Genomic DNA, 22,034 nt, shown 5'->3' with positions numbered 1-22,034 from the left:
AAGTCAGCTCCCTCGATAGGTGGAAATGGCGAACGGGGACAGCAGCAGCGGCACGTGGTGGTGCTGCCGCGGATCGGCGACGGTGAAGGTCACCGTCACCTCGGGAAAGAATCGGTCGCGATCGCCGAAATAGCCTGCGGCGTCGAAGATCAGGCGGTAGTCACCGGCGTCCACCCGCTCCGGACCGATGACCGCGACCCGGCCGTCGTCGTCGGTGCGGCCGCTGCCCAGCTCCCGCCAGCCGTCGCCGGTTCGGGCCTCCAGTCGCACCGCGACACCCCGAGCCGGATGACCGGCCGCGGTGTCGAGCACATGGGTGGTGATCGCGCTACGCGTCATTGAACAACCATCCGTTCCAGCCGCTGTCGTGCGATGGCGGCGAGTTCTCTTCGGGTGACCAGGATTTCGTCGGCCGGTTCGTTGCCGAGCCGTTCCGACAGGTCGGCGAGCATCTCGTGGCCGCTGCGGCCCGAGGCGCACACCAGGTAGATGTGGCCGAACTTCTGCTCGTAGGCGAGGTTGCCGTCGCGCAGTTGCTCGGCAAGTTCGGCGTCGGCGAGGTCGACCCCCGACTGCTCGCGCGCGGCCCGGGAGCCGGGCGCGGTGGCGGCGCCGATGCGCGGATGGTCAGCCAGCGCCCGGCGGACCTGAGCCTCGGTAAGCGCGAGCGCCGACCGCTCGGCCAGGTCCAGCAGCGCCGCCCGGTCGGCGTAGGGCCGGGCCGCCGCCACCTCGTCGATCCATTCCGCCACGGCCACAACGGGTTCCAGCGCCGCCCGCCAGGTTTCGGCGGGCAGTTCGTTGAGTCGGGCGATCGACTGCAATTCCTTCACCGGACGCACCTCCCTCCGGAAGACCGGGTAGCTATACTTCTGCAATGCGGAATTTCGATTCCGTATGATCGAATGTAAGGCCGGTCACAACGACCTGTCAACGGCCCGCCGGGAGTTCACTCGGATTTCGGCCAAAGTGTTGACCGCCACACTTGATTGCCGCTACCGTCGAATAACGGAAGAAAGATTCCATATCACGGAACCAAGGCCCAGGTGGTCAGGGCATAGATGCCGTTCCGTGAAAGGCCCGAACATCGCCTCGACCAGGGCGACATCCACCAACGGAACCGGCCGACGGGCATCCGCCGGAATCGAGACGGGACGTAGATCCCCAAGGTTGCGTCGGCGAGGGCATGCCCCGGCCGACAGCAGCACCGAGGACGACGGCGCCCCCGCCCGGCCCCCACCGGCGCGGCGGGTCCAACAGAGAAGAAGAGAACCGCATGACTGACCAACCACTGCCCTACGCGGTGAACCTGTCCATCCTGTTCAAAGAGATCCCGCTGCTGGACCGCCCCGCCGCGGCCAAGGCGGCCGGCTTCGACGCGGTCGAGTTCTGGTGGCCGTTCGACACCGCCACCCCCACCGACGCCGACGTGGACGACTTCGTGCAGGCCATCGAGCAGGCGGGTGTGCGGCTGATCGGCCTCAACCTCTTCGCCGGTGACATGCCCGCGGGCGAGCGCGGGCTGGTGTCGTGGCCGGGGCGCGAGCAGGAGTTCGCCGACAGCGTCGCGGTCGCCGTGCGGATCGGGCGCCGGCTGGGCTGCCGCGCGTTCAATGCGTTGTACGGCAACAGGATCCAGGGCGTCGACCCCGGCCAGCAGGACGAGGTGGCGCTGCGCAACCTGGCGCTGGCCGCGCGCGCGATCGGCCAGATCGACGGCACCGTGCTGCTGGAGCCGGTCAGCGGCGTCGAGGCCTATCCGCTGCGGACCGCCGCGGATGTGGTCGGTGTGCTCGATCGGGTGCGCGCCGCGCAGGGGGCGGCGAACCTGGGCCTGCTCGCCGACCTCTACCACCTGGCCACCAACGGCGACGACCTGGACAAGGTCGTCGAGCGCTACGGCGACCGGATCGCCCACGTGCAGATCGCCGACGCTCCCGGGCGGCACGAGCCCGGCACCGGCGAACTCGACATCTTCGGCTACGTCGACAAGATCGGCGCGGCCGGATACCGCGGTCATATCGCCGCCGAATACATCCCCTCCGGCGCCAGCGCCGACAGCTTCGCCTGGCTGCCCACGCGATAAGGAGCAAGTGAATGAGCAAGATCGGTTTCATCGGCCTCGGCATCATGGGTTCGCCGATGGCGGGCCACCTGGTGCGGGCCGGACACGAGGTCACCGGCTACACCCTCAACACCGAGGCGCTGGACAAGCTGGAGGCCGAGGGCGGCAAGAAGGCCGGGAGTATCGCCGAGGCGGTGCGCGACGCCGAGATCGTGATCACCATGCTGCCCAACCACCCTCAGGTCGAGGAGGTGGTGCTCGGCGCGGACGGCGTCTTCGCCAACGCCCCGAAAGGCGCTCTGCTGATCGACTTTTCGACCATCCGGCCGGAGAGTTCGATCGCGATCGCCGAGGCGGGCGCCGCGGACGGATTCCGGGTGCTGGACGCGCCGGTGTCCGGCGGTCAGGCCGGTGCCGAGCAGGGCGTGCTGTCGATCATGGTCGGCGGTGTCGAATCCGATTTCACCTCTGCCACACCGATTTTCGATGCCGTCGGTAAGACCTTCATCCACGTCGGCAAGCACGGCGCCGGGCAGATCGTCAAGGCCGCCAACCAGTTGGTCGTGGGCGGCACCTACGCCCTGGTGGCCGAGGCCATCGTGCTGATGGAGTCGCTGGGCGTCGACGCGGGCAAGGGACTGGACGTGCTGGCGGGCGGGCTGGCCGGGAGCCGCATCTTGGAACTCAAGCGCAAGTCCATGGTGGCCCGCGAGTTCGCGCCTGGCTTCCGAATCGACCTGCACCACAAGGATATGGGCATCGTCGCCGACGCCGCCCGGCAGGCCGATATCGCGCTGCCCACCGGCGCGCTGGTGGCTTCGCTCATCGCAGCGGGCCGCGCCGAGGGTTACGGATCGCTCGATCATTCGGCGCTGCTGAAAGTGATCGAGAACCTCAACGGCCGCGGCGAGAGGTAGCAGCCGTGAACGCACCACGAATCGTCCTGGCCCCGGACAAGTTCAAGGGGTCGCTGAGCGCCGGCGCGGTCGCCGACGCGGTGGCCGCCGGAATCCGGCGGGTCCGCCCCGACGCCGACATCCGCTGGGTCCCCGTGGCCGACGGCGGGGAGGGGACGGTGGACGCGGCGGTGGCGGCCGGATTCGACCGCGCCACCGCGGAAGTCAGCGGGCCGACGGGCGAGGTGGTGCGGGCGGCGTTCGCGCACAACGGAAGTGTCGCGGTAGTGGAGGCCGCCGCGGCGTGCGGGCTCTCGCAGCTGCCGGGCGGCAGGCCCGCCCCGCTCACCGCGACCAGCCTCGGGGTCGGTGAGCTGCTCCGCGCGGCGCTCGATACCCGTTGCGGCACAGTTGTTCTCGGCGTGGGCGGCAGCGCCTGCACCGACGGTGGCGCCGGTCTGCTGGCAGGGCTGGGCGCGGCGCTGCTGGACGCGGACGGGCGTCCGGCGGGTCCGGGTGGCGGTGGTCTGACCGACATCGCCTACCTGGATCTGCACCAGCTCGATCCCCGCATCCACGAGGTGGAGCTGTTGCTGGCCAGCGATGTCGACAATCCCCTGCTCGGACCGGTCGGCGCCGCAAGCATTTTCGCGCCGCAGAAGGGGGCGGGCGCCGGTGCCGTGGCCGCGCTGGAGGCGGGTTTGGCGCATTGGGCCAGGCTGGTCGCGCAACGCACCGGATTCGACGCCGCCGGGCGGCCGGGCGCCGGTGCGGCGGGCGGCATCGGGTTCGCGGCGATCGCCGTGCTCGGCGCCCGCCGGGCCGGGGGCATCGATGTGATGCTCGACCTGGCGGGCTTCGATCGCAGCCTGAAGGACGCGGACCTGGTAATCACCGGCGAGGGTTCGCTCGACGAACAGACCCTGCACGGCAAGGCCCCCGTGGGTGTCGCCGCGCGCGCCGCCGCGGCGGGCGTACCGACCGTCGCCGTTGCGGGCCGCGCCCTGCTCGACGAGAACCAGCTCCGCTCAGCTGGTTTCGCCGCCGCGTACCCCCTTACCGACCTCGAACCCGACCTCCAACGCTGCCAGGACAACGCCGCAGAACTCCTGGAACTCCAGGGCGAAAGCCTCGCCCGCGCCTTCCTCCCCACCCCCGCTCGAAGCAGCACCCCATGACCATCCCCCACCTCCCGCACCCACTACACATTCCCGCACCCCCTTCAGCCACTTGTAACCCGTGCGAGAACCGACAACCAGTGCGCATCGCCGCGCCGTCGCCCCTGCGGAGGCCGGGTACCCATACCGCCGTCAATGGGTCCCCGACTTCCGCTGGGCCGATGGAGCATCTGTCGCCCTGGACCGGGCGCTGCCGGGCGCCCCGGCTCCCCGCCGCCACCTGTCTCGCCGCCGACCCGACCGTCGGCGCGCCACCGCCGCCGCGTTCCGCCCGAACCTCGGAACCCGGCACCCCGTCGACAGCAGCGCGTCCTCGGCCCCTGCGCCCCACCCCCGGGCCAGTACCGAGGGCGACGAGAGGCGCAGCCGTCGACGGGCCGGTGCACCGCGGCGAGACAGGCGTTCCGTTGCTCAGCGGCGGGGAGCCACCACCGGCAGGCACACCGTTTCGGCATCGGGCGGCGAGTCATTCCAGCGGGTAGGTCAGGCCGAAAGAGCTTGTGCCGCTCCGGTGCGGCGGTAACACGGCCGGGTAACCGGTATCGATCGTCAGAGCAGTACAGGAGTAGTCGTGAATACCAACGCATCCAAGGTGTTTCGCGCCCGGCGGGTGATCACGCCCAACGGTGAGGTCGCGGCGGCGGTGGTGGTCCGGGGCGGGCGCATCGCCGAGATCGTGCCGTTCGACGCGCCGGTCGACGCCGCCGACCTCGTCGAGGTGTCCGACGATGCCGTGCTGCTGCCGGGACTGGTCGACAGCCACGTGCATGTCAACGAGCCGGGCCGCACCGCGTGGGAAGGGTTCGCCACGGCGACCCGGGCGGCCGCCGCCGGAGGGGTCACCACGCTGATCGATATGCCGCTCAACAGCATTCCGGCCACCGTGGACGTGACCGCGCTGCGGGAGAAGCGAGCGGTCGCGGCCGGGCAGTGCCACATCGACGTCGGTTTCTGGGGCGGTGCGGTCGGCGACAATCTCGCCGCGCTGCCCGCGCTGGCCGCGGCCGGGGTATTCGGATTCAAGGCCTTTCTGCTGCCGTCGGGGGTGGACGAGTTCTGCCATCTGGACGCGGCGCAACTGGAGGCCGCCGTGCGCGCGGTGGCCGAGATCGGCGCGACGCTGATCGTGCACGCCGAGGACCCGGCCGTCATCGATGCCGCTCCGGCCCCGCACGGCCCCATCTACGCCGATTTCCTGGCCTCGCGCCCGACCGAGGCCGAGACCCGCGCCGTCCGCACGCTCATCGAGCTGGCCGAGCGGTACGACGCGCGGGTGCACGTACTGCATCTCGCCGCCGCCTGCGCACTGCCGCTGCTGGCGGCGGCCCGGGCGCGCGGGCTGCGGATCACCGCCGAGACCTGCCCGCACTATCTCACCATCAGCGCCGAGCAGATCCCCGACGGCGCAACGGAATTCAAGTGCTGCCCGCCGATCCGCAATCGCGTCAACCAGCAGGGCCTGTGGAACGGACTGCGCGACAACATCATCGATGCCGTGGTCAGCGACCACTCCCCCAGCACCGTGGAACTCAAACGCGCGGGCGGCGGCGATTTCGGCAAGGCCTGGGGCGGCATCGCCGGTCTGCAACTCGGCCTGCCCGCGGTGTGGACCGCCGCGCCGGACTGGGCCGGACTCACCGACGTCGCGCACTGGATGGCCACCGGCCCGGCCGATCTGGTGGGCCTGAAGCACAAGGGCCGCATAGCGATCGGCGCCGACGCGGACCTCTGCGTGTTCGCGCCGCACGAGGAGTTCGTCGTGGACGCGGCCGCATTGCACCACCGCAACCCGATCACCGCCTACGACGGCCGCACGCTGCGCGGCGTGGTCCGATCCACCTGGCTGCGCGGCGAATACATCACCGGCGACCATCCCCGTGGCCGCCTGCTGCAGAAAGGGGTTTAGATGAGCGACTGGTCCCAGCTACCCGACCTGGCCGTCCGCCAGGTCGGCGGGAGCGTCGTCGCCGCGAACGACGAATTCTTCGCCGAGCGGGAGAATCTCATCAAGGACGCGGCGCCGGTGTACCGCCCGCACACCTTCACCAACAAGGGCCAGGAGTACGACGGCTGGGAGACGCGCCGCCGCCGCGACGGCAGCGCCGGGCCCGACTGGGCGCTGATCCGGCTCGGCATCGCCGGAGTCCCGGTCGCGCTCGTCGTCGACACCGCGTATTTCGTGGGCAACTACCCGCCGGAGGCCTCGATCGAGGGCGCCTGTGTCCCTGGCCATCCCACGGTCGATGACCTCCTCGCCGCCGACTGGCACTCGGTGGTCCCCCGCTCTCCGGTCGAGGGCGACACCCGCAATGTCTTCGAGGTCTCCGACGACCGACGACTGACCCATGTGCGGCTGAACATGCACCCCGACGGCGGTATCGCGCGGCTGCGGGTGCACGGCACCGCGGTCCCGGATCCGCAGTGGCTCGACGACATCCCCTTCGACCTCGTGGCCCTGCGCAACGGCGGCCGGGCCGTCGCCTGCAGCGACGGGTTCTTCTCCCCGCCGAACAATATGCTGCAGCCGGGCATTTCACGGTTCATGGCCGACGGCTGGGAGATGCGGCGGCGCCGCGACGACGGAAACGACTGGGCCACCGTCGCTTTGGCCGCCGAGGCGGTGCCGTCGGTACTGGAGCTCGACACCACCCACTACAAGGGCAACGCGCCCACCCGAATCTCGCTCGACGGCTACACACCCGCCGGTGACCTGGTATCGCTGCTGGCGCCCACGGACCTGCAACCCGACGCCCCGCACCGGTTCCGACTCTCGGGCGACCGGCCCGTGAATCAGGTGCGGCTCAACGTCTTTCCCGATGGCGGCATCGCCCGCCTGCGCCTGTACGGACCGCTCACCGCGTCCGGCAGGCAACACCTGCACGATCGTTTCACCGCCACATCCGGCGACTGACCGAACGGAGTACCCCGATGGTCCTCATGTTTCTCAACGGCGACGGCATGCGCGGCGGCCGCCTGCACGACCAGATCGCGGGCGCGCCCCTGTTGCGCACCGCCCGCAGCGCACCGAAGTACCGCTACTACTCCGTCGGCGACCGCTTCCCCGCCATGATCGCCACCGAGGCCGACGGCCGCGCGGTCACCGGCGAGGTCTACGACGTACCGATGGAAACCTTGCGCGACAACCTGATTCCGGCCGAGCCACCGGAACTGGAGCTCGGCCTGATCGAACTCGACGACGGCACCGCCTGCCTGGCGACCGTCCTGCGCCACGACCGCCTCGGCTCGCCGGAACTGATCGATATCTCCGATATCGGCGACTGGCGCGCCTACCGCGGCAACACGGTCACCACCTGACCGCACCAACCGAATACAACGCTCACGCCCGAAGCCGCGCGTCTCGGTCCCGGCGTTCGCCGGGTCGACGGAAGTCGGACGCGGAGAGTGACGGCCTCTTCGCCACGACCACCTGCCGATCCGGGACGCCCACTCACACAGGACAATTGGAGTAACAAGTCATGACACGGATGCGAGCCGTCGATGCGGCCGTGAAGATTCTGGAGCTGGAAGGCGCCACGCAGGCGTTCGGCCTGCCCGGCGCCGCGATCAACCCGTTCTATTCGGCACTGCGCGCGCACGGCGGCATCAAACATGTTCTGGCCCGCCATGTCGAGGGCGCCTCGCATATGGCCGAGGGCTACACCAGGGCCGCGCACGGCAATATCGGCGTGTGTATCGGCACCTCCGGCCCGGCCGGTACCGATATGATCACCGGCCTGTATTCGGCCATCGCCGACTCGATTCCGATCCTGTGCATCACCGGCCAGGCGCCGACCTCGCGGCTGCACAAGGAGGATTTCCAGGCCGTCGACATCTCCTCCATCGCCGCGCCCGTCACCAAGATGGCGGTGACGGTCCTGGAACCGGCGCAGGTGCCCGGCGCGTTCCAACAGGCGTTCCACCTGATGCGCTCCGGCCGTCCGGGCCCCGTCCTGATCGATCTGCCGATCGACGTGCAACTCGCCGAGATCGACTTCGACCCCGACACGTATCAGCCACTACCGGTGTACAAACCGGCGGCGACGCGCGTGCAGGCGGCCAAGGCGCTGGACATGCTGACCGCGGCGAAGCGCCCGCTGCTGGTCGCGGGCGGCGGCATCATCAACGCCGGGGCCGAGGACCTGCTGGTCGAACTCGCCGAACTGCTGCGGGTTCCGGTGGTGCCGACCCTGATGGGCTGGGGCATCATTCCCGACGACCACGAGCTGCAGGCCGGGATGGTCGGGCTGCAGACCTCCACCCGCTACGGCAATGCCACCCTGCTGGCCTCGGATTTCGTCATGGGCATCGGTAACCGGTGGGCCAACCGCCACACCGGTGGGCTCGAAACCTACCGCAAGGGGCGCACTTTCGTGCACGTGGACATCGAGCCCACGCAGATCGGCCGGGTGTTCCCGCCCGACTACGGGATCGCCTCCGACGCCAAGGCCGCGCTGGAACAGATGGTCGCGGTCGCGAAGGAACGCGCGCGGGCCGGAACCCTGCCGAACTACTCGGGCTGGGTGGCCGACTGCACCGAGCGCAAGCGGACCCTGCACCGCAAGACGCATTTCGACAACGTCCCGGTGAAACCGCAGCGGGTGTACGAGGAGATGAACCGCGCGTTCGGCCGCGACACCCGCTACGTGTCCACGATCGGGCTCTCGCAGATCGCCGGGGCCCAGATGCTGCATGTCTACAAGGCGCGCAACTGGATCAACTGCGGCCAGGCCGGTCCGCTGGGCTGGACGGTGCCCGCGACGCTCGGCGTGGTCGCGGCGGATCCGGAGGCGGATGTCGTTGCGCTGTCGGGCGATTACGACTTCCAGTTCATGCTCGAGGAACTGGCCGTCGGCGCTCAGTTCAACCTGCCCTATGTGCACGTGCTGGTGAACAACTCGTATCTGGGCCTGATCCGGCAGGCACAGCGGGCCTTCGACATGAACTATTATGTGCAGCTCGGCTTCGACAACATCAACGCCGACGACTCGATCGGCCAGGCCAAGGGCTACGGCGTCGATCACGTGCGGGTCGCCGAGGGCCTGGGCTGCAAGGCGATTCGGGTCGAGAACCCGGACGAGATCGGCCCCGCCTTCCAGCGGGCCAAGCATATGACCGCGGAGTTCCGGGTGCCGGTGGTGGTCGAGATCATTCTCGAGAAGGTCACCAATATCGCCATGGGGGCCACCGATATCGACAAGGTGACCGAATTCGAGGAGCTCGCCGAGACCGCCGAGGACGCGCCGACGGCCCTACTGCCGCTGGCCTGATCCGGCGGCACGCCACAGCGGACGACGCCGCGCCGTACCCGCGATCCGGGTGCGGCGCAGCGCTTCCCATACATCAGCCGAGGAACTTCACCAAGGCTTCGATGGTCGCACCGGGCTGCTCCTCCGGGATGTAGTGGCCGCAGTCGGCGATCTTCTCGACAACCACATCGGTTCCCTTGGCAGGCATCCGGTTTCGCAGATACTCGTAGTTGCTCCGATCCCCGCCCAGCGTGAGGATCGGCGTGGTGAGCTTCCCGTAGGCGCGTTCGTCCTCGATGTCCTGATTGAAGGCGCGATACCAAGCGTTACCCGCACGCACCGCCTCCGTGGTCGAGTACGCGCGGGCGTACACCTGACGCGAGCGATCGTCGATGGTCGAGGGATCCACGGTCTGCCGCGCGAACAGCCAATCGATCAGCAGCCGAAAGCGCCCGTCCAGCAGCTGTTCCGGGAGCCCGTTCACCTGATTGAACGCGAACCACCACAGATACGACCGCGCCCCGTCCTCGATCACCGAATCCACGTGCTGATCCGGCTCCGGCAGCAACCGCAGGTCCGACAGGCCGGCGTCGGGATGCGGCACATCCAGCAGCGCGATCTTGTCCGTGGCCTCCGGGTAGTTCGCCGCGTAGGCGTGCGCCACCATGGCGCCGATATCGTGACCGACAACGCTGGCCGAGTCCAGTCCGAGCTGGCGCACCAGAGCCCGGATATCCGCCGCCATCGTCTTCTTGTCGTAACCGGCGACCGGCCTGCCGGAGCCGCCCATCCCGCGCAGATCGACGGCGATCACCCGATAGCGCCGGGCCAGCGCGGGCATCACCTTGTGCCACTGCCACCACGTCTGCGGCCAGCCGCCGAGCAGCACTACGGCCGCACCCGCGCCGCCGTCGACATAGTGCAGCCGAATCCCGTTCACCTCGGCGACACGGCTGCTGAATCCACCGTCCAGGGACGCGGCCAGCGCCGCATCGGACAGCGTTTCGGATGGGTCGGTGCTGGTCATGGCGCCTCGTTCGCTCGCGGATTAGTACGAATATCTCGTACAGTTACGGTACGAGATATTCGTACAATCGACGGGGTGTGTCAACCGGACGGTACGAAATACCCGTACAGTGAACCCATGGCCGAGTTCCATCACCCCGAGGCGGAGACGTTGCGGCTCGTGGATGTGCTCGCGGCGCTCGGCCATCCGGTCCGGATCGCGATCGTGCAGGCCTTGGCCTCCGGCGACGAACTATCCTGCGGCGAAATCCTTCCGGAGGAGCCGAAATCCAGTAAGACCCACCACTGGCGGGCGCTCCGCGAGGCGGGCGTGCTCCACCAGCGCCGCGAGGGACGCAGGCACTTCCTGACCCTGCGTCGCGAGGAACTCGAATCCCGCTTTCCCGGGCTGCTCGACATCGTCTTCGCCCAGTCCGCCGAAACGAAGAATCCGGCCTAGCCGGTCCGCCACCGGTGCCGCGGCAGCGCCTATGTTCGTGAGAGGCTCGAAGCCGGCCGACGAGAAAGGATGCGATGCACTGGGATCAGATGACTGCCTCGGCACACGACCTGCGCAAACGCGCCACCCGCCTGCGTCGCGGCGTCGGTCAGCTCGGGGTGATCGAGTCGATCCTCGACGCGGCGGACGGGCCGTGGCTCGGGACGATGGATGCCGACGGGCGCGGCACGGCGGAACTGCGGATGCACCTCGCGGGGCGGTATCGTCTCACGGCCGTCGTGACCAGCGCCGGAAAACTGAGCCTCGCGCAGATGAACGCCCCCGTCCCCGGACCGGCCGCCGAACGCGTGCTCTCGTCGAAGCCCGCGCTTCGGCGCGGCTGGGACGAGACAACGCCGATGCCCAAGCAGCCGGAATGGCTCGATCACGTCGTGGAATGGGTGTCGAACGCGAGCCTGCACGTGGGCCGCCGGGCGGTCCTCGAGTGGCAGCTCGAGGGTGCGGACCGCAAGCTGACCTCGATGAACGACACCATCGACAGCCTGCGCATCAGCCTGCTGGAGCGCGAGCAGATGCGCGACGAACTGGCCGTCGAGGTCGCGGAGATGCGCGCCGAGCTGGAATCGCTCGAGAGGCGGGAGCCGACCGATGACCAGTGACAATGCCACACGGCTCGCCGTGCTGATCGATGCGGACAACGCGCAACCCGGGATCGCCGACGGGCTGCTCGCGGAGGTGGCCACCTACGGCACAGCGCACGTGAAGCGGGCCTACGGCGACTGGACCAGCTCGAACCTCAAGGGCTGGAAGGAACAGCTGCTCGAGCAGTCGATCCAGCCGATCCAGCAGTTCGGGTACACCACCGGGAAGAACGCCACCGATTCGGCGATGATCATCGATGCGATGGACCTGCTCTACACCGGCAACCTCGACGGGTTCGTCATCGTGTCCAGCGACAGCGATTTCACGCGCCTGGCCAGCCGCATCCGCGAATCCGGGCTGATCGTCTACGGTTTCGGCCAGCGCAAGACGCCCAAGCCCTTCGTCGCCGCCTGCGACAAGTTCATCTACACAGAAAACCTCACCGGCACAACGGAAGAGTCGGCCACCGCCCGGACCCGCAAGACCGCGGCCAATCAGCTTAAGGGCGACGCCAAGCTGATGAACCTGCTGCGCAACGCCGTGGACGCGGCCTCCGACGATTCCGGATGGGCGATGCTGTCGGGAGTCGGATCTATCATCAACAAGCAGCGCCCCGACTTCGATCCGCGCACCTACGGATACACCAAACTCGGCGAGTTGTTCACGGCGACAACACTATTCGACCTGGAAGGCCGCAGCCCGGCCGAGGGCAAGCCGGAGGTAACCTACGTCCGCGACATCCGGCACCGGCCCGAGAAGAAGTAGCGCAGCGCGAATTCGCGCGTTCGACGGATCGACCTGTCCGTCGTCGGCGTGCGGGACGGCACCGGTTCGATCCTGAAGTCCGGCACCACGCAACTCGGTCATCGGCGTGATCGCGAAGATTCGATCCACCACTGGATGGTCGAGACCACGGCGGCGACGATCGACGTGGCACAGGCGATCATGGCGGCGGCGGTGATGCTGGCGGTGGCGTAAGGCGAGGGACGGGCGCCCGGCAACACCAGGTCGCCGCCGGCGACGGCCCACTGGATCCACGAACCGATCTGGCCGCCGGTATCCCAGCCGCGCTGCGTCATGTCGTACAGATCCGACGCCCGGTTGCTGAGGTGCCGCAGCGTCGACAGCACGAACAGCGCCGCGGCGACACCGGAGACCGCGGCGACCCGAGACAGCGCCCGCGCGCGCATCCGGAGGTTGATCCCCACGACGGTCACCATCACGATGATGGCGGCGCTGGTGAGAATCGCCCAGGTGCCGTTGATATTCGCGGTGGTGGGCCCCGATTTGGACCAGCCCATCATGTAGCTGGTCGTGGCCTGGATCCTGCCGAAGGCGTTGGCGCGCGCCACACCGTCCGGCCCGGTGACGGTGAGCCAGGGCAGGAACAACAGCCCGAACGTGACGGCATTCGCGCCCGCGGCCGCCAGGTAGACGCTGTGTCCGCACAGCCTTCGCGCCCAGCGACCGGTGCGGACCGAGTGCCGTTCACGCAGCCGGGTCACCCAGCCGCGCACGCTCGCGCGAGCTTCGCGCGCCGAGGGTCCGGAGGTCTCGGCCGGGGCGGCAGTTTCGGAACGGGGCCTTTCCTTCAACTGCCAAGGGGTCGGGCGCGTCATCGCCGTCCGCCACGGAACTCGGGCGCCGAACCGTCGCAAATGTGTTTCCGCACAACGGATGTCACAGACCGGAACCCACGGCAAGCCATTCCCGAATGGTAGGCGGCGCGATCCGGTACGTTCGCTGTCCTATACGCACCCTTAACGCTTGCGGCCGCGTACCGTTCATTTCCCACACGGATTCTTTGCGTCCGCTCTCGAGCCGCAGCCTGTCGAACGCCCCGCGCACAGCCACCGCCTCACACGGTCGCGAGCACGTCCTCGAAGGCCGCCTCCGCGGCCCCGAGCAGTTTCAAATCCGTCCCCAGCGAGGACTTCTCGATGCGCACCCCGCCGAGCGCGGCTGACCATGCTGCCAACGGCTCAGCAACCGCCCGGTATCACTATCGGAACACCCTCGATTCCCGAATCCTGTTGTGAACGCAACTCCATGGCCGTAGCGTGATTTGGTTGTGCGCGCCGATCCTCGTGTCTACCTGTGCCTGGCGGAGGCGGGTTTTCGCAGGCAGTGGCACTATCGACTCGCGATGTTCGCGGGCATGTTCACCAATGTGGTGTTCGGGCTGGTGCGCGCCTCGGTGCTGCTGGCGGCGGTGCGGTCCACGACCGAATTCGGTGGCTACACCTCGGATTCGATCGGCGCCTACGTCTGGCTGTCCCAGGGGTTGCTGGGCGCACTCGGCGTGATGGGCCCGCCGCTGGACATCGTCGAGCGGATCAAGAACGGTGACATCGCCATCGACTTCCTGCGCCCCGTCGACATCCAGTTCTCGCACCTGGCCGCGGATCTCGGCCGCGCGGGCTGCACCCTGCTGCTGCGCGGCCTGCCCAGCGTCGTGGCGGGTATGTTCACCATGAGCCTGGGCCTGCCGCACGCCGGCATGCCGTACCTCCTGGGCGCGGTGAGTGTCGTACTGGCGGTGACGATTTCGTTCCTGCTGCTGTTCGCGGTGAGCCTGGTCGGTTTCTGGTTGGTGGAGACCCGCGGAATCCGGCTGCTGTATCAGATCGTGTCCACGTTCCTGGGCGGGTTGTTCCTCCCCGTACACCTGTTCCCGGGCTGGCTGTACATGTTCGCGAATCTCACCCCGTTCCCCTCCCTGCTGCAAACCCCGATCGATGTGCTCTCCGGGCGGGCGAGCGGGTTCGCGGCCGTACACGTCATCGGGGTCCAGGTCCTGTGGGTGGTCGCCGGGATCGCGCTGGGCCGGCTGCTGCTGCGGGCGGGGCGGCGGAAGCTGGAGGTCCAGGGTGGCTGATTCGGACCTATCCCCCGAAACCGCTCCGGAAGCACCTGTGGCATACGGGAATTGGCTCCGACCGTATGCCGCCGTGCTGCGCTCGCGGATGCGCTCACAGCGGGCCTATCCGCTGTCGTTCGCCGCCGATCTGCTGTCCTCGCTGCTGATCGGCATGGTGGAATTCGCCGAGGTGTGGGTGATCTACCACAACGCCCGGGTGCTCGGCGGACTCGATCTGGACGCGATGCTGCTGCTGTTCGGGATGTCCAATCTCGCCTTCGCGCTGGCCCAGATCATGGTGGGACACACCGACACCCTGCCGACCTACATCCGGACGGGCACCCTCGACGCCTTCCACCTGCGCCCGCAGCCGCTGCTGCTGCAGCTGATCACCAGCGATGTCTCACTGCGCCGCCTGGCCCGCGCCGGGGTGGCGGCGGCGGTGCTGTCCACGGGCCTGGTGGTCAACGACATCGATTGGACGGCAGCGACATTCATACTCCTGCTGCTCTCGCTGGTGACGGGGGTGGCGATCTTCGCCGGGCTGTTCGTGTGCGCGGCCGGGCTGCAGTTCTTCCTCATCGACGGTTCCGAGCTGACCAACAGCTTCACCTACGGCGGCTCGTTCGCCTCGCAGCAGCCGTCCTCGGTGTTCTCCTCGCCGATGAAGCTACTGTTCGGTTTCGCGGTGCCGGTGGCCTTCGTCGCCTACCTGCCGACGATCGCCCTGCTGGGGCTGCCCGGCCCGGCCTGGCTGCCGTCGGCACTGGCGTGGGCGACGCCGATCGCGGCACTGTGGATTTGGATTCTCGCGTTGACGTGCTGGAAGGTCGGCGTGCGGCACTACCAGGGAGGCGGTGGTTGACATCTCCCTGCCCTAATGGACTGGGGTTCCTGACCTCACGGTCGGGGTTTCCGCCTCGCCGACGATCGCCCGCCAGGAGTGCTCCTATGAGGTCTTACACCATCTCCACAGACAGACACCGCCAGCCCGGCGGCCGGAATGTTCTTGGCAGCATTCACATCTCGGGCGTGGGTTGCGCCGCAGCCGCATGTCCACACCCGCACGCGCATCGGCATGGACTCCTGTACCGCGAGGCACACCTTGGACGACGGACACCACCGATCCACCGCGATCGAGGTCGGGTTGTCATTGATCCGCGTGCCGTCGCGATACCACGAGCGGGTCCGCGCCTCCGGTGCGAGGTTGCACACCTTCCGCACGCACCCGAACGTCCGCTCGAGCTCGGCAGCCTGGGCGGCGTTCGGGTAGAAGCGATACTTGTAAGCCCGCTTCACCAGCGAGGATCCAGATGAACGCGATCGAGATCACGGATCTGACCCGGCAGTTCGTGCTCCGGCGCAAGGAGGACGGGCACTGGCGCCGCCGACGCGAGGTGCTGACCGCGGTCGACCGCATGAGCTTCCGGGTCGAATCCGGTTCCGCCGTCGGCTATATCGGCGCCAACGGGGCCGGTAAGTCCACGACCATCAAAATGCTCACCGGCATTCTCGTACCCACCTCCGGCTCGGTGCGCACCTGCGGACTGGAGCCGGTGCGGCAGCGCCGCGAACTCGCGGGCCGCATCGGGGTGGTGTTCGGGCAGCGCTCGCAGCTGTGGTGGGATCTGCCGCTGCGCGAATCGTTCCGGATCCTCGCCGCCATCCACCGCCTCGATCCGGACGCCGCGCGCAAGCGCATCCACGAACTCGTCGAACAGCTGGAGATGGCCGACACCCTCGACACCCCCGTGCGCCAGCTGTCGCTGGGCCAGCGCATGCGCGCGGAAATCGCTGCGGCCCTGCTGCACTCGCCCGAACTGCTGATTCTGGACGAACCCACCATCGGACTCGACGTGCTGGCCAAACAGCGGCTGCGCGAATTCCTGTCCTACGAGCGGATCCAACGCGGCACCACGCTGCTGCTGACCACCCACGACATGGGCGATATCGAGCGGCTGTGCGAACGGGTGCTGGTGGTCGACCACGGGCGGCTGGCGTACAACGGTTCGCTGACCGGGCTGGCCGCGAGGGTGGGGGTGCGGCGCGTACTCGTGGTCGACCTCGCCGCACCCACCACCGATCTCGTCGGCCTGCCGGGCGCTCAGCTGGTGTCCAGCGAAGGCGGCGGCATCCGGCAGCGGCTGGCCTTCGACCCCGAGACCACCACCGCCGCACAACTTCTCACCGCCGTCTCCACCCGCACCGAGGTCCGTGACCTGTCCATCGAGGAACCCGACATCGAGGATGTGGTGCGCCGAATCTACGACGCCGCTCCGGGACCGCTGGGCCCCTGGCCCGGCTCGGGATCGATCGGTCCCTGACTCGGCTCCGGCTCGACCGGGCTCGGTTCCGGCGCGGTCTCGCCGGGCCCGCGCAGCGGTGCGGCCATGGGCGTCGTCTCCACCGGTTCCGGCTCGCGCGGCCCCTGGTCCAAGCGGAACGGCGGGTACTCGTCGCGCATCAGCGTGGCGTAGGAGAACACCCGGATCATCCAACGGTTCAGACCCATCACGAAGGCGAACAGGCCGCCCGGGTAACGGCCCGTGAACAGCAGGCCGATGACCGCGATCAGGAGCAGGATCGTCAGGAGCCCGACGAAGCCGCCGCCGTAGTCGCCGTCATCACCGCCCCACGATTGCCAGCCGCCGCTGAAGGCCCACAGCACCAGGTAGTGCGGAATCGCCAGCAGCCACCATTTGATCAGAACCAGCCCGCGGCTGAGCCGTTCGGGATAATCGACCTCGAGATCGGCCGGATAGTCGTCCCGCGACTGCAGGCTGAACGGCGGATAGCGATCGGTCCCGAGCGCGGACAACGCATAGAACTCCACGCGCCAGGACCACCGCAGCACGCCGACGTTGAAGTCGAACAGCGCACGGGGATAACGGCCTGTGAACAATATGGCGAAGAAGGCGATCACCGTGACGACGGCGAACGCGATGTGCAGGAAGAACAGCACGATGTAATGCGGAATGGCCAGAATCCATTTGACGATCCACTGCCACCGCGACAGACCGGGGTCGAGGTCACCGCGCACGCGAACCGGGTACGCGGGTGCTGAAGAATTCATGATCACGCTCCTTCCGGGCGTTTCGGCTCATGCCCGAGCCGTATGCGATCAATTGTTTCCCATCCGCCCGGAAATCTATGGGACTTTCCACACTGGACGTGTCAACGGCGGCGCGTCGCGGGCGTGTCGCATTCGCGCCACCTGCTGTCGTAAGGCGCGATCCCTGTTGCGGAACCGGGCCGGGTATGCCAGGTTGCTTCTGATTCTCCGTGGCGTGCACCGGAGGGTCGGCGTCGAGCGGAAAGCGAGGAGTACAAGTGCGATTCCGCCGAACGCGGCTGTTGCCGACAGGTAGCAAAAAGCTCACAACGGCGGTCCGGCTGGTCCGCCCGCGCACAATTCTCGGGCAGTTGACTCGGGTGCTGGTGGCGTCGATCGCGCTGGCGCTGGTGCTGCTGGGCGTGATCGTCGCGCGCGAGGTCGGGTCCTACCGCGATACCGACGCCACCGTCCGCGCGGTCTCGCTGGCGCTGTCGGCGCAGGATCTGATGCACGAGCTGCAGCGCGAGCGCGGCCTGACCAACGGCCTGCTCGGCGGCGACGCGGCACTGCGCGCCGCCCTCGACAACCAGCGTGCGGCCACCGACGCGGCGCGGCGGGCGCTCGATGCCGCACTGCTCGCCGACGCCCCCGGCGCGAGCCGTGTCCGCACCGCGCTCGGGCAGCTGACGGCCCTCGGCGGCACCCGCGACGGTGTCGACGCCCGCGACACCGACCGCCCCGGGGCCTTCCAGTTCTACACCGGCGCGATCGGGGCGCTCGGCCAGGCGCGGCCCGGCCTCGACCATGCCCGCGACGAGCAGGTGTGGCGCGGACTGCAGGCCCTGTACTCGCTCGGCGACGCGAAGGAGTTCACCGCGCAGGAGCGTGGATTCCTCAACGGCGTGTTCGCGGCGGGCGGTTTCGGACCGGGCGAATACTCGCAATTCCTCAACATTCGCGCCGCCAGGCAGGCCGCGGTGACCGCCTTCGAGCAGCATGCGGACGCCGACCAGCGCGCCCGGTTCGACGCGGTGGCCCAGTCGGACGACGCCGTCCGGGCCGCCGAGACCGAGGCCGTGGCGCTCGCCGCCGACCACGGGCCGCTGCCGCGGCCGGTCGCCGCGGCCGACTGGTGGACGCGGATGACCGCGGTCATCGACGCTCAGCGCGCCGTGCAGGGCACGGCCGGCACGGCCATCGAACAGCGAGCCGATCAGCTCCGCACCGACGCCGCGGTCAAGCTGGGCGTGTACACCGGCGCGGCCGTGCTGGCCCTGCTCGCGCTGGTCGTGCTGGTGGTCGCCAGTGCGCGCGCCATCGTGCGCCCGCTGGCCGCGCTGTCGAGCGAGGCCGACGACGTGGCCTCGCGACGGCTGCCCGGCCTGATCGACGCCTGGCATACGACCTCGGGCGCCGAACCCGATCCCCCGCGCCCGGTGCGCACTCCCGCCGGAGCCAGCACCGAAATCGTGTCGGTGGCCGAGGCTTTCGACCGCGTGCAGGCCACCGCCTACGAGCTCGCCTCGCAACAGGCTCTGCTGCAACGCAATACGACCGAATCGCTGGCGAATCTGGGGCGGCGCAACCAGAATCTCGTGCGTCGGCAGCTGGCTCTGATCAGCGAGTTCGAGAAGGAGGAACTCGACCCGAAGATGCTGGCCAACATGTTCGAGCTCGACCATCTGGCCACTCGCATGCGCCGCAACGCGGAGAGCCTGCTGGTACTCGTCGGCGAGGCCAGCCCCCGACGCTGGGCGGAGCCGATCCCGCTGACCGACGTCGTCCGCGCCGCGCTGTCGGAGGTGGACGACTACCGGCGGGTGGCGCTGCGGCGGGTCGACGACATTCCGGTCACCGGCGCGGTGGTCAGCGAGCTGGCGCACATGCTGGCCGAGCTGATCGAGAACGGCCTGGCCTTCTCGCCGCCCGACCTCGAGGTCGAGATCTACGGCCGCCGCCTCGGCCAGCAATACCTGCTGGCGGTGGTCGACCACGGCGTGGGGATGTCGGCCGAGCAGCTGGCCGACGCCAATGCCCGGCTGCGCGGCGAGGCCGACTTCCTGGTGGCGCCCACCCGATTCCTCGGCCACTACGTCGTCGGCCGGCTGGCGCGACGGCTCGGCATCGAGGTGGAACTCATGGTGTCCCCGGTCAGCGGCGTGGTGGCGCGACTCATGCTGCCGGGTGGCCTGCTGGCCGACCCCGACGCGCCGCGACAGGCGAAACAGGAGTTGGAGCACGCCGTGCGGGACTCGCACGAATCGAATGGTGCGGGCCACCCCGCTATGCCCGCCGCCGGCACCTCGTCACCCTCCGCGACGGGGTCTCCGGCAGCCCGCCCTGCGATGCCCGCTGTGGGCGCGACCGGCGCAGACCGCGCCGCAGTCGCCCCCGGCAACGGGTCGGGCGAACCGTCGCCCGTCTTCACCGGTTCCGGGCTTCCCTCCGTTCTCCCCGGCCACGGCGAGAGCCGCGGCGGTGACGCGCAGCAACCGGAGGATCACCCCGGCACCGGGCCCGGACGCGAACGTCTCGGCAGACACCGTCTCGCCGCGGACCGGACTCCGTCCGGTGCTCAGCACGCCCCCGGGCAGCCCGACCCGTTCCCGACCCTGCCGCCCGGGCCGATGAAGGACTCGCTGTATGCCGCTGCCGCGCAACGGAATCGGCTCGGCACACCACCGGCTGACCCGGACTCCGGCTCCGGTTCGCCGCCGCCGCACAGCGGCGGTGACACGCCTGTAGCAGAGGTTCAACGCACACGAAACGGTCTCGTCAAGCGCGCCAAGAAGACTCGCGATGCCGGAGCCCGCCCGGGATCCACGGCCCGGCCCCCGGCGGCGCCCGCCGCCGACCGCTCACCCGATCAGGTCCGCAGCATGCTGTCGGGCTTCCGCGCCGGACACCAGCGCGGCGAATCCGGTGGGCAGCAACGGATCCCGGCATCGACCACACAGGAGGAACCCAGGTGACCACCCACCTGCCGGACACCGGCCCGCACACGTTCAACTGGATGCTCACCGACTTCGTCCGCACCACCGACGGTGTGCGCGATGCCGTCGCGGTGTCCTCGGACGGGCTGCTGATGGCGATGTCGGACGGCCTGGACCGCACCGACGCGGATCGGCTGGCCGCCATGGTGTCCGGCCTGGTCAGCCTGTCGCGCAGCGCATCTCGCAGCTACGACTTCGACGGCCTGAAACTCATCATGATCGAGATGCGCCGCGGATTCCTGCTGGTGTCGGCGATCGCCGACGGCAGCAGTATCGGCGTTATCGCGGGCAGCGATTCCGATGTGGGCCTGGTCGGCTACCAGATGGCGGTGCTCGCCGACCGCGCCGGCGCGCTGCTCACCCCGGCGCTCATCACCGAACTGAGAGAATCGCTGCGCAGATGACCGAGCCGCCCCGGCTGCCCGACCGCCGGATGATCCCGCTGAACCAGCCCGCGCCCTGGTCGGATCCCCTCGATGCGGCGCGGCGCCCCGACGCGGACGGCGCCGCCGACGAGCCCGTGGTGCGCCCGTTCCTGATGACCGGCGGCCGCACCACGCCGCTGATCGACGGGCTGCGCATCGAAACGCTCGTGCACGCCGCCCCGGCCGCGCTCTCGGCGCCGTTGCGGTTCGAGCAGCAGACCGTGGTGCGGCTGTGCCAGCATCCGCATTCGGTCGCGGAAATCGCCGCCGCGCTGCGTGTTCCGCTCGGCGTGGCCCGCGTCGTGGTCAGCGATCTGGTCGCCGCCGGGCACGCGTCGGTGCATACGGCCGATGAACTGTCCACCGCCGCCATCGAAAGGATCCGGGATCTTGTTCGGGCCCTCTGAGAACAGCCCCGCCGCACCAGAACCAGCGCCCTCCTCGGTCAAGATCGTGGTCAGCGGCGGGTTCGGGGTCGGCAAGACCACCTTCATCGGCGCGATCTCGGAGATCGAGCCGCTGTCCACCGAGGCCGCGATGACCGAGGTGTCGGTGGGTGTCGACGATCCGGGCCGTCGCGAGGACAAGACCACCACCACCGTGGCCATGGACTTCGGCCGCATCACCCTGGACCGGACGCTGGTGCTGTACCTGTTCGGCACCCCGGGCCAGGAGCGGTTCGAATTCCTGTGGGACGACCTGCTCGACGGCGCGCTGGGCGGGGTGATCCTGGTCGACACCGCCCGCGTCGAGGACTGCTACCCGGTGCTGGACTACTTCGAGCAGCGCAACACGGCATTCGTAGTGGCGGTCAACCGCTTCGACGACGGCCCGCACTTCGAACTCGACGAGGTGCGCGAGGCGCTGGACATCGACGAATCGATCCATCTGGTCGAATGCGACGCTCGCGACCGCGAATCGGTCAAGCAGGTCCTGGTCGACCTACTGGAACAGGTCCTCCTACACCGGCTTTCACACCCGGTCGCCAGCTGAGACAACCCTCCGTCACCCCGGCACGCTTTTAGCCGGGATCCACACGCGATTCCGGCCAAATGCACGCCGGAACGACGGGTGCACGACACGACACCGCCCCGGCACTATGCATGGCCGGGGCGGTGCGAGGAGAGTATGTCCGACGGGGCTCAGCCGCCGAAGGAGCCTGTCCACAGAGTGTTCAGGATGCCGTGGAAGGCAGCGCTTCCGGTGTTG

At 68.9% G+C, this 22,034-nt stretch carries 22 protein-coding genes and 2 pseudogenes; 17 read left to right on the top strand and 7 right to left on the bottom strand.

Translation table 11 applies throughout. The annotated features are described in order from the left end of the window. Positions 1 to 3 precede the first annotated feature (3 nt). A complete protein-coding gene (gene uraH, locus ACYVLQ_RS18240; RefSeq protein ID WP_460698688.1) occupies positions 4 to 339 on the bottom strand; it encodes a hydroxyisourate hydrolase in 336 nt (111 codons plus the stop codon). Beyond that, entirely contained in the window at positions 336 to 833 is a 498-nt protein-coding gene (uraD, locus tag ACYVLQ_RS18235) for a 2-oxo-4-hydroxy-4-carboxy-5-ureidoimidazoline decarboxylase (protein WP_460698687.1), read from the bottom strand. The genes uraH and uraD overlap by 4 nt, the downstream gene beginning before the upstream one ends. A 443-nt stretch (positions 834 to 1,276) precedes the next feature. Here uraD and ACYVLQ_RS18230 point away from each other — a divergent pair, with 443 nt between their 5' ends. The 7 genes from ACYVLQ_RS18230 (at position 1,277) to gcl (ending at position 9,406) form a co-directional block, all read left to right on the top strand. After that, on the top strand, positions 1,277 to 2,086 hold the full coding sequence (locus ACYVLQ_RS18230) for a hydroxypyruvate isomerase family protein (RefSeq protein WP_460698686.1): 810 nt from the start codon (positions 1,277 to 1,279) through the stop codon (positions 2,084 to 2,086). Between the two features lie 11 nt (positions 2,087 to 2,097). Continuing rightward, positions 2,098 to 2,982 carry a 2-hydroxy-3-oxopropionate reductase gene (locus ACYVLQ_RS18225; RefSeq protein ID WP_460698685.1) on the top strand — a complete coding sequence of 295 codons (885 nt, stop codon included), beginning with the start codon at positions 2,098 to 2,100 and terminating at the stop codon, positions 2,980 to 2,982. Between the two features lie 5 nt (positions 2,983 to 2,987). Continuing rightward, a complete protein-coding gene (locus ACYVLQ_RS18220; protein ID WP_460698684.1) occupies positions 2,988 to 4,139 on the top strand; it encodes a glycerate kinase in 1,152 nt (383 codons plus the stop codon). A gap of 571 nt (positions 4,140 to 4,710) precedes the next feature. Next, positions 4,711 to 6,045 (top strand): allantoinase AllB, encoded by a 1,335-nt coding sequence (gene allB / locus ACYVLQ_RS18215; RefSeq protein ID WP_460698683.1) that lies wholly within the window; start codon positions 4,711 to 4,713, stop codon positions 6,043 to 6,045. Beyond that, entirely contained in the window at positions 6,046 to 7,050 is a 1,005-nt protein-coding gene (gene alc, locus ACYVLQ_RS18210; RefSeq protein WP_460698682.1) for an allantoicase, read from the top strand. It begins immediately after the preceding gene. A 17-nt stretch (positions 7,051 to 7,067) separates the two neighbouring features. Continuing rightward, a complete protein-coding gene (locus ACYVLQ_RS18205) occupies positions 7,068 to 7,454 on the top strand; it encodes an allophanate hydrolase-related protein (protein ID WP_460698681.1) in 387 nt (128 codons plus the stop codon). Positions 7,455 to 7,615: 161 nt separating this feature from the next. Further along, positions 7,616 to 9,406, top strand: a complete 1,791-nt coding sequence (gene gcl, locus ACYVLQ_RS18200; RefSeq protein WP_460698680.1) for a glyoxylate carboligase — start codon at positions 7,616 to 7,618, stop codon at positions 9,404 to 9,406. Positions 9,407 to 9,479: 73 nt separating this feature from the next. Here the strand turns inward: gcl and ACYVLQ_RS18195 are convergent, their stop codons facing one another. Continuing rightward, positions 9,480 to 10,412, bottom strand: coding sequence for an alpha/beta fold hydrolase (locus ACYVLQ_RS18195; protein WP_460698679.1), 933 nt, complete (start codon positions 10,410 to 10,412; stop codon positions 9,480 to 9,482). A gap of 117 nt (positions 10,413 to 10,529) precedes the next feature. On the opposite strand from ACYVLQ_RS18195, the gene ACYVLQ_RS18190 reads away from it, so the two are divergent. From ACYVLQ_RS18190 to ACYVLQ_RS18180, 3 genes are all read left to right on the top strand, one after another. Further along, a complete protein-coding gene (locus ACYVLQ_RS18190; RefSeq protein WP_460698678.1) occupies positions 10,530 to 10,850 on the top strand; it encodes an ArsR/SmtB family transcription factor in 321 nt (106 codons plus the stop codon). An 89-nt stretch (positions 10,851 to 10,939) separates the two neighbouring features. After that, entirely contained in the window at positions 10,940 to 11,509 is a 570-nt protein-coding gene (locus ACYVLQ_RS18185) for a hypothetical protein (RefSeq protein ID WP_460698677.1), read from the top strand. Further along, positions 11,499 to 12,257, top strand: coding sequence for an NYN domain-containing protein (locus ACYVLQ_RS18180; protein WP_460698676.1), 759 nt, complete (start codon positions 11,499 to 11,501; stop codon positions 12,255 to 12,257). The genes ACYVLQ_RS18185 and ACYVLQ_RS18180 overlap by 11 nt, the downstream gene beginning before the upstream one ends. A 98-nt stretch (positions 12,258 to 12,355) precedes the next feature. Here ACYVLQ_RS18180 and ACYVLQ_RS18175 read toward each other — a convergent pair whose 3' ends face one another. After that, positions 12,356 to 13,111, bottom strand: coding sequence for a hypothetical protein (locus ACYVLQ_RS18175; protein WP_460698675.1), 756 nt, complete (start codon positions 13,109 to 13,111; stop codon positions 12,356 to 12,358). Between the two features lie 452 nt (positions 13,112 to 13,563). Here ACYVLQ_RS18175 and ACYVLQ_RS18170 point away from each other — a divergent pair, with 452 nt between their 5' ends. Continuing rightward, the gene (locus tag ACYVLQ_RS18170) at positions 13,564 to 14,370 is read left to right on the top strand and encodes an ABC transporter permease (protein ID WP_460698674.1); all 807 of its coding nucleotides are present in this window, start codon (positions 13,564 to 13,566) and stop codon (positions 14,368 to 14,370) included. A 37-nt stretch (positions 14,371 to 14,407) separates the two neighbouring features. After that, positions 14,408 to 15,217 (top strand): ABC transporter permease, encoded by an 810-nt coding sequence (locus ACYVLQ_RS18165; RefSeq protein WP_460698673.1) that lies wholly within the window; start codon positions 14,408 to 14,410, stop codon positions 15,215 to 15,217. Between the two features lie 35 nt (positions 15,218 to 15,252). Here the strand turns inward: ACYVLQ_RS18165 and ACYVLQ_RS18160 are convergent. Both ACYVLQ_RS18160 and ACYVLQ_RS18155 read right to left on the bottom strand, forming a co-directional pair. Then, positions 15,253 to 15,489: pseudogene (locus tag ACYVLQ_RS18160) on the bottom strand (zinc ribbon domain-containing protein); the annotation flags it as partial. Between the two features lie 87 nt (positions 15,490 to 15,576). Further along, a pseudogene (locus ACYVLQ_RS18155) lies at positions 15,577 to 15,651 on the bottom strand (helix-turn-helix domain-containing protein); the annotation flags it as partial. Between the two features lie 14 nt (positions 15,652 to 15,665). On the opposite strand from ACYVLQ_RS18155, the gene ACYVLQ_RS18150 reads away from it, so the two are divergent. Beyond that, positions 15,666 to 16,676 (top strand): ABC transporter ATP-binding protein, encoded by a 1,011-nt coding sequence (locus ACYVLQ_RS18150; RefSeq protein ID WP_460698672.1) that lies wholly within the window; start codon positions 15,666 to 15,668, stop codon positions 16,674 to 16,676. Here the strand turns inward: ACYVLQ_RS18150 and ACYVLQ_RS18145 are convergent. Further along, on the bottom strand, positions 16,616 to 17,425 hold the full coding sequence (locus ACYVLQ_RS18145; RefSeq protein WP_460698671.1) for a DUF4389 domain-containing protein: 810 nt from the start codon (positions 17,423 to 17,425) through the stop codon (positions 16,616 to 16,618). The genes ACYVLQ_RS18150 and ACYVLQ_RS18145 overlap by 61 nt on opposite strands. Positions 17,426 to 17,682: 257 nt before the next feature. On the opposite strand from ACYVLQ_RS18145, the gene ACYVLQ_RS18140 reads away from it, so the two are divergent. From ACYVLQ_RS18140 to ACYVLQ_RS18125, 4 genes are read left to right on the top strand one after another with little or no spacing between them, the layout of a single operon-like run. Next, a complete protein-coding gene (locus ACYVLQ_RS18140) occupies positions 17,683 to 20,379 on the top strand; it encodes a sensor histidine kinase (RefSeq protein WP_460698670.1) in 2,697 nt (898 codons plus the stop codon). Beyond that, entirely contained in the window at positions 20,376 to 20,804 is a 429-nt protein-coding gene (locus tag ACYVLQ_RS18135) for a roadblock/LC7 domain-containing protein (RefSeq protein ID WP_460698669.1), read from the top strand. The genes ACYVLQ_RS18140 and ACYVLQ_RS18135 overlap by 4 nt, the downstream gene beginning before the upstream one ends. Then, on the top strand, positions 20,801 to 21,232 hold the full coding sequence (locus tag ACYVLQ_RS18130) for a DUF742 domain-containing protein (RefSeq protein ID WP_460698668.1): 432 nt from the start codon (positions 20,801 to 20,803) through the stop codon (positions 21,230 to 21,232). Before ACYVLQ_RS18135 ends, ACYVLQ_RS18130 begins: the two co-directional genes overlap by 4 nt. Further along, positions 21,213 to 21,818 (top strand): GTP-binding protein, encoded by a 606-nt coding sequence (locus tag ACYVLQ_RS18125; RefSeq protein WP_460698727.1) that lies wholly within the window; start codon positions 21,213 to 21,215, stop codon positions 21,816 to 21,818. Before ACYVLQ_RS18130 ends, ACYVLQ_RS18125 begins: the two co-directional genes overlap by 20 nt. Positions 21,819 to 22,034 lie beyond the last annotated feature (216 nt).

Source organism: Nocardia thraciensis, from assembly GCF_054782435.1.
Note: the sequence above shows the minus strand (reverse complement) of the source record. Positions and strands in the feature narration are given on the sequence as shown.

Excerpts from the sequence above, each read along its gene's own strand:
- uraH (WP_460698688.1), bottom strand. The coding sequence starts at position 339 with ATGACGCGTAGCGCGATCACCACCCATGTGCTCGACACCGCGGCCGGT.
- ACYVLQ_RS18230 (WP_460698686.1), top strand. The coding sequence starts at position 1,277 with ATGACTGACCAACCACTGCCCTACGCGGTGAACCTGTCCATCCTGTTC.
- ACYVLQ_RS18225 (WP_460698685.1), top strand. The coding sequence starts at position 2,098 with ATGAGCAAGATCGGTTTCATCGGCCTCGGCATCATGGGTTCGCCGATG.
- alc (WP_460698682.1), top strand. The coding sequence starts at position 6,046 with ATGAGCGACTGGTCCCAGCTACCCGACCTGGCCGTCCGCCAGGTCGGC.
- ACYVLQ_RS18205 (WP_460698681.1), top strand. The coding sequence starts at position 7,068 with ATGGTCCTCATGTTTCTCAACGGCGACGGCATGCGCGGCGGCCGCCTG.
- gcl (WP_460698680.1), top strand. The coding sequence starts at position 7,616 with ATGACACGGATGCGAGCCGTCGATGCGGCCGTGAAGATTCTGGAGCTG.
- ACYVLQ_RS18195 (WP_460698679.1), bottom strand. The coding sequence starts at position 10,412 with ATGACCAGCACCGACCCATCCGAAACGCTGTCCGATGCGGCGCTGGCC.
- ACYVLQ_RS18190 (WP_460698678.1), top strand. The coding sequence starts at position 10,530 with ATGGCCGAGTTCCATCACCCCGAGGCGGAGACGTTGCGGCTCGTGGAT.
- ACYVLQ_RS18185 (WP_460698677.1), top strand. The coding sequence starts at position 10,940 with ATGACTGCCTCGGCACACGACCTGCGCAAACGCGCCACCCGCCTGCGT.
- ACYVLQ_RS18180 (WP_460698676.1), top strand. The coding sequence starts at position 11,499 with ATGACCAGTGACAATGCCACACGGCTCGCCGTGCTGATCGATGCGGAC.
- ACYVLQ_RS18175 (WP_460698675.1), bottom strand. The coding sequence starts at position 13,111 with ATGACGCGCCCGACCCCTTGGCAGTTGAAGGAAAGGCCCCGTTCCGAA.
- ACYVLQ_RS18150 (WP_460698672.1), top strand. The coding sequence starts at position 15,666 with ATGAACGCGATCGAGATCACGGATCTGACCCGGCAGTTCGTGCTCCGG.
- ACYVLQ_RS18145 (WP_460698671.1), bottom strand. The coding sequence starts at position 17,425 with ATGAATTCTTCAGCACCCGCGTACCCGGTTCGCGTGCGCGGTGACCTC.
- ACYVLQ_RS18130 (WP_460698668.1), top strand. The coding sequence starts at position 20,801 with ATGACCGAGCCGCCCCGGCTGCCCGACCGCCGGATGATCCCGCTGAAC.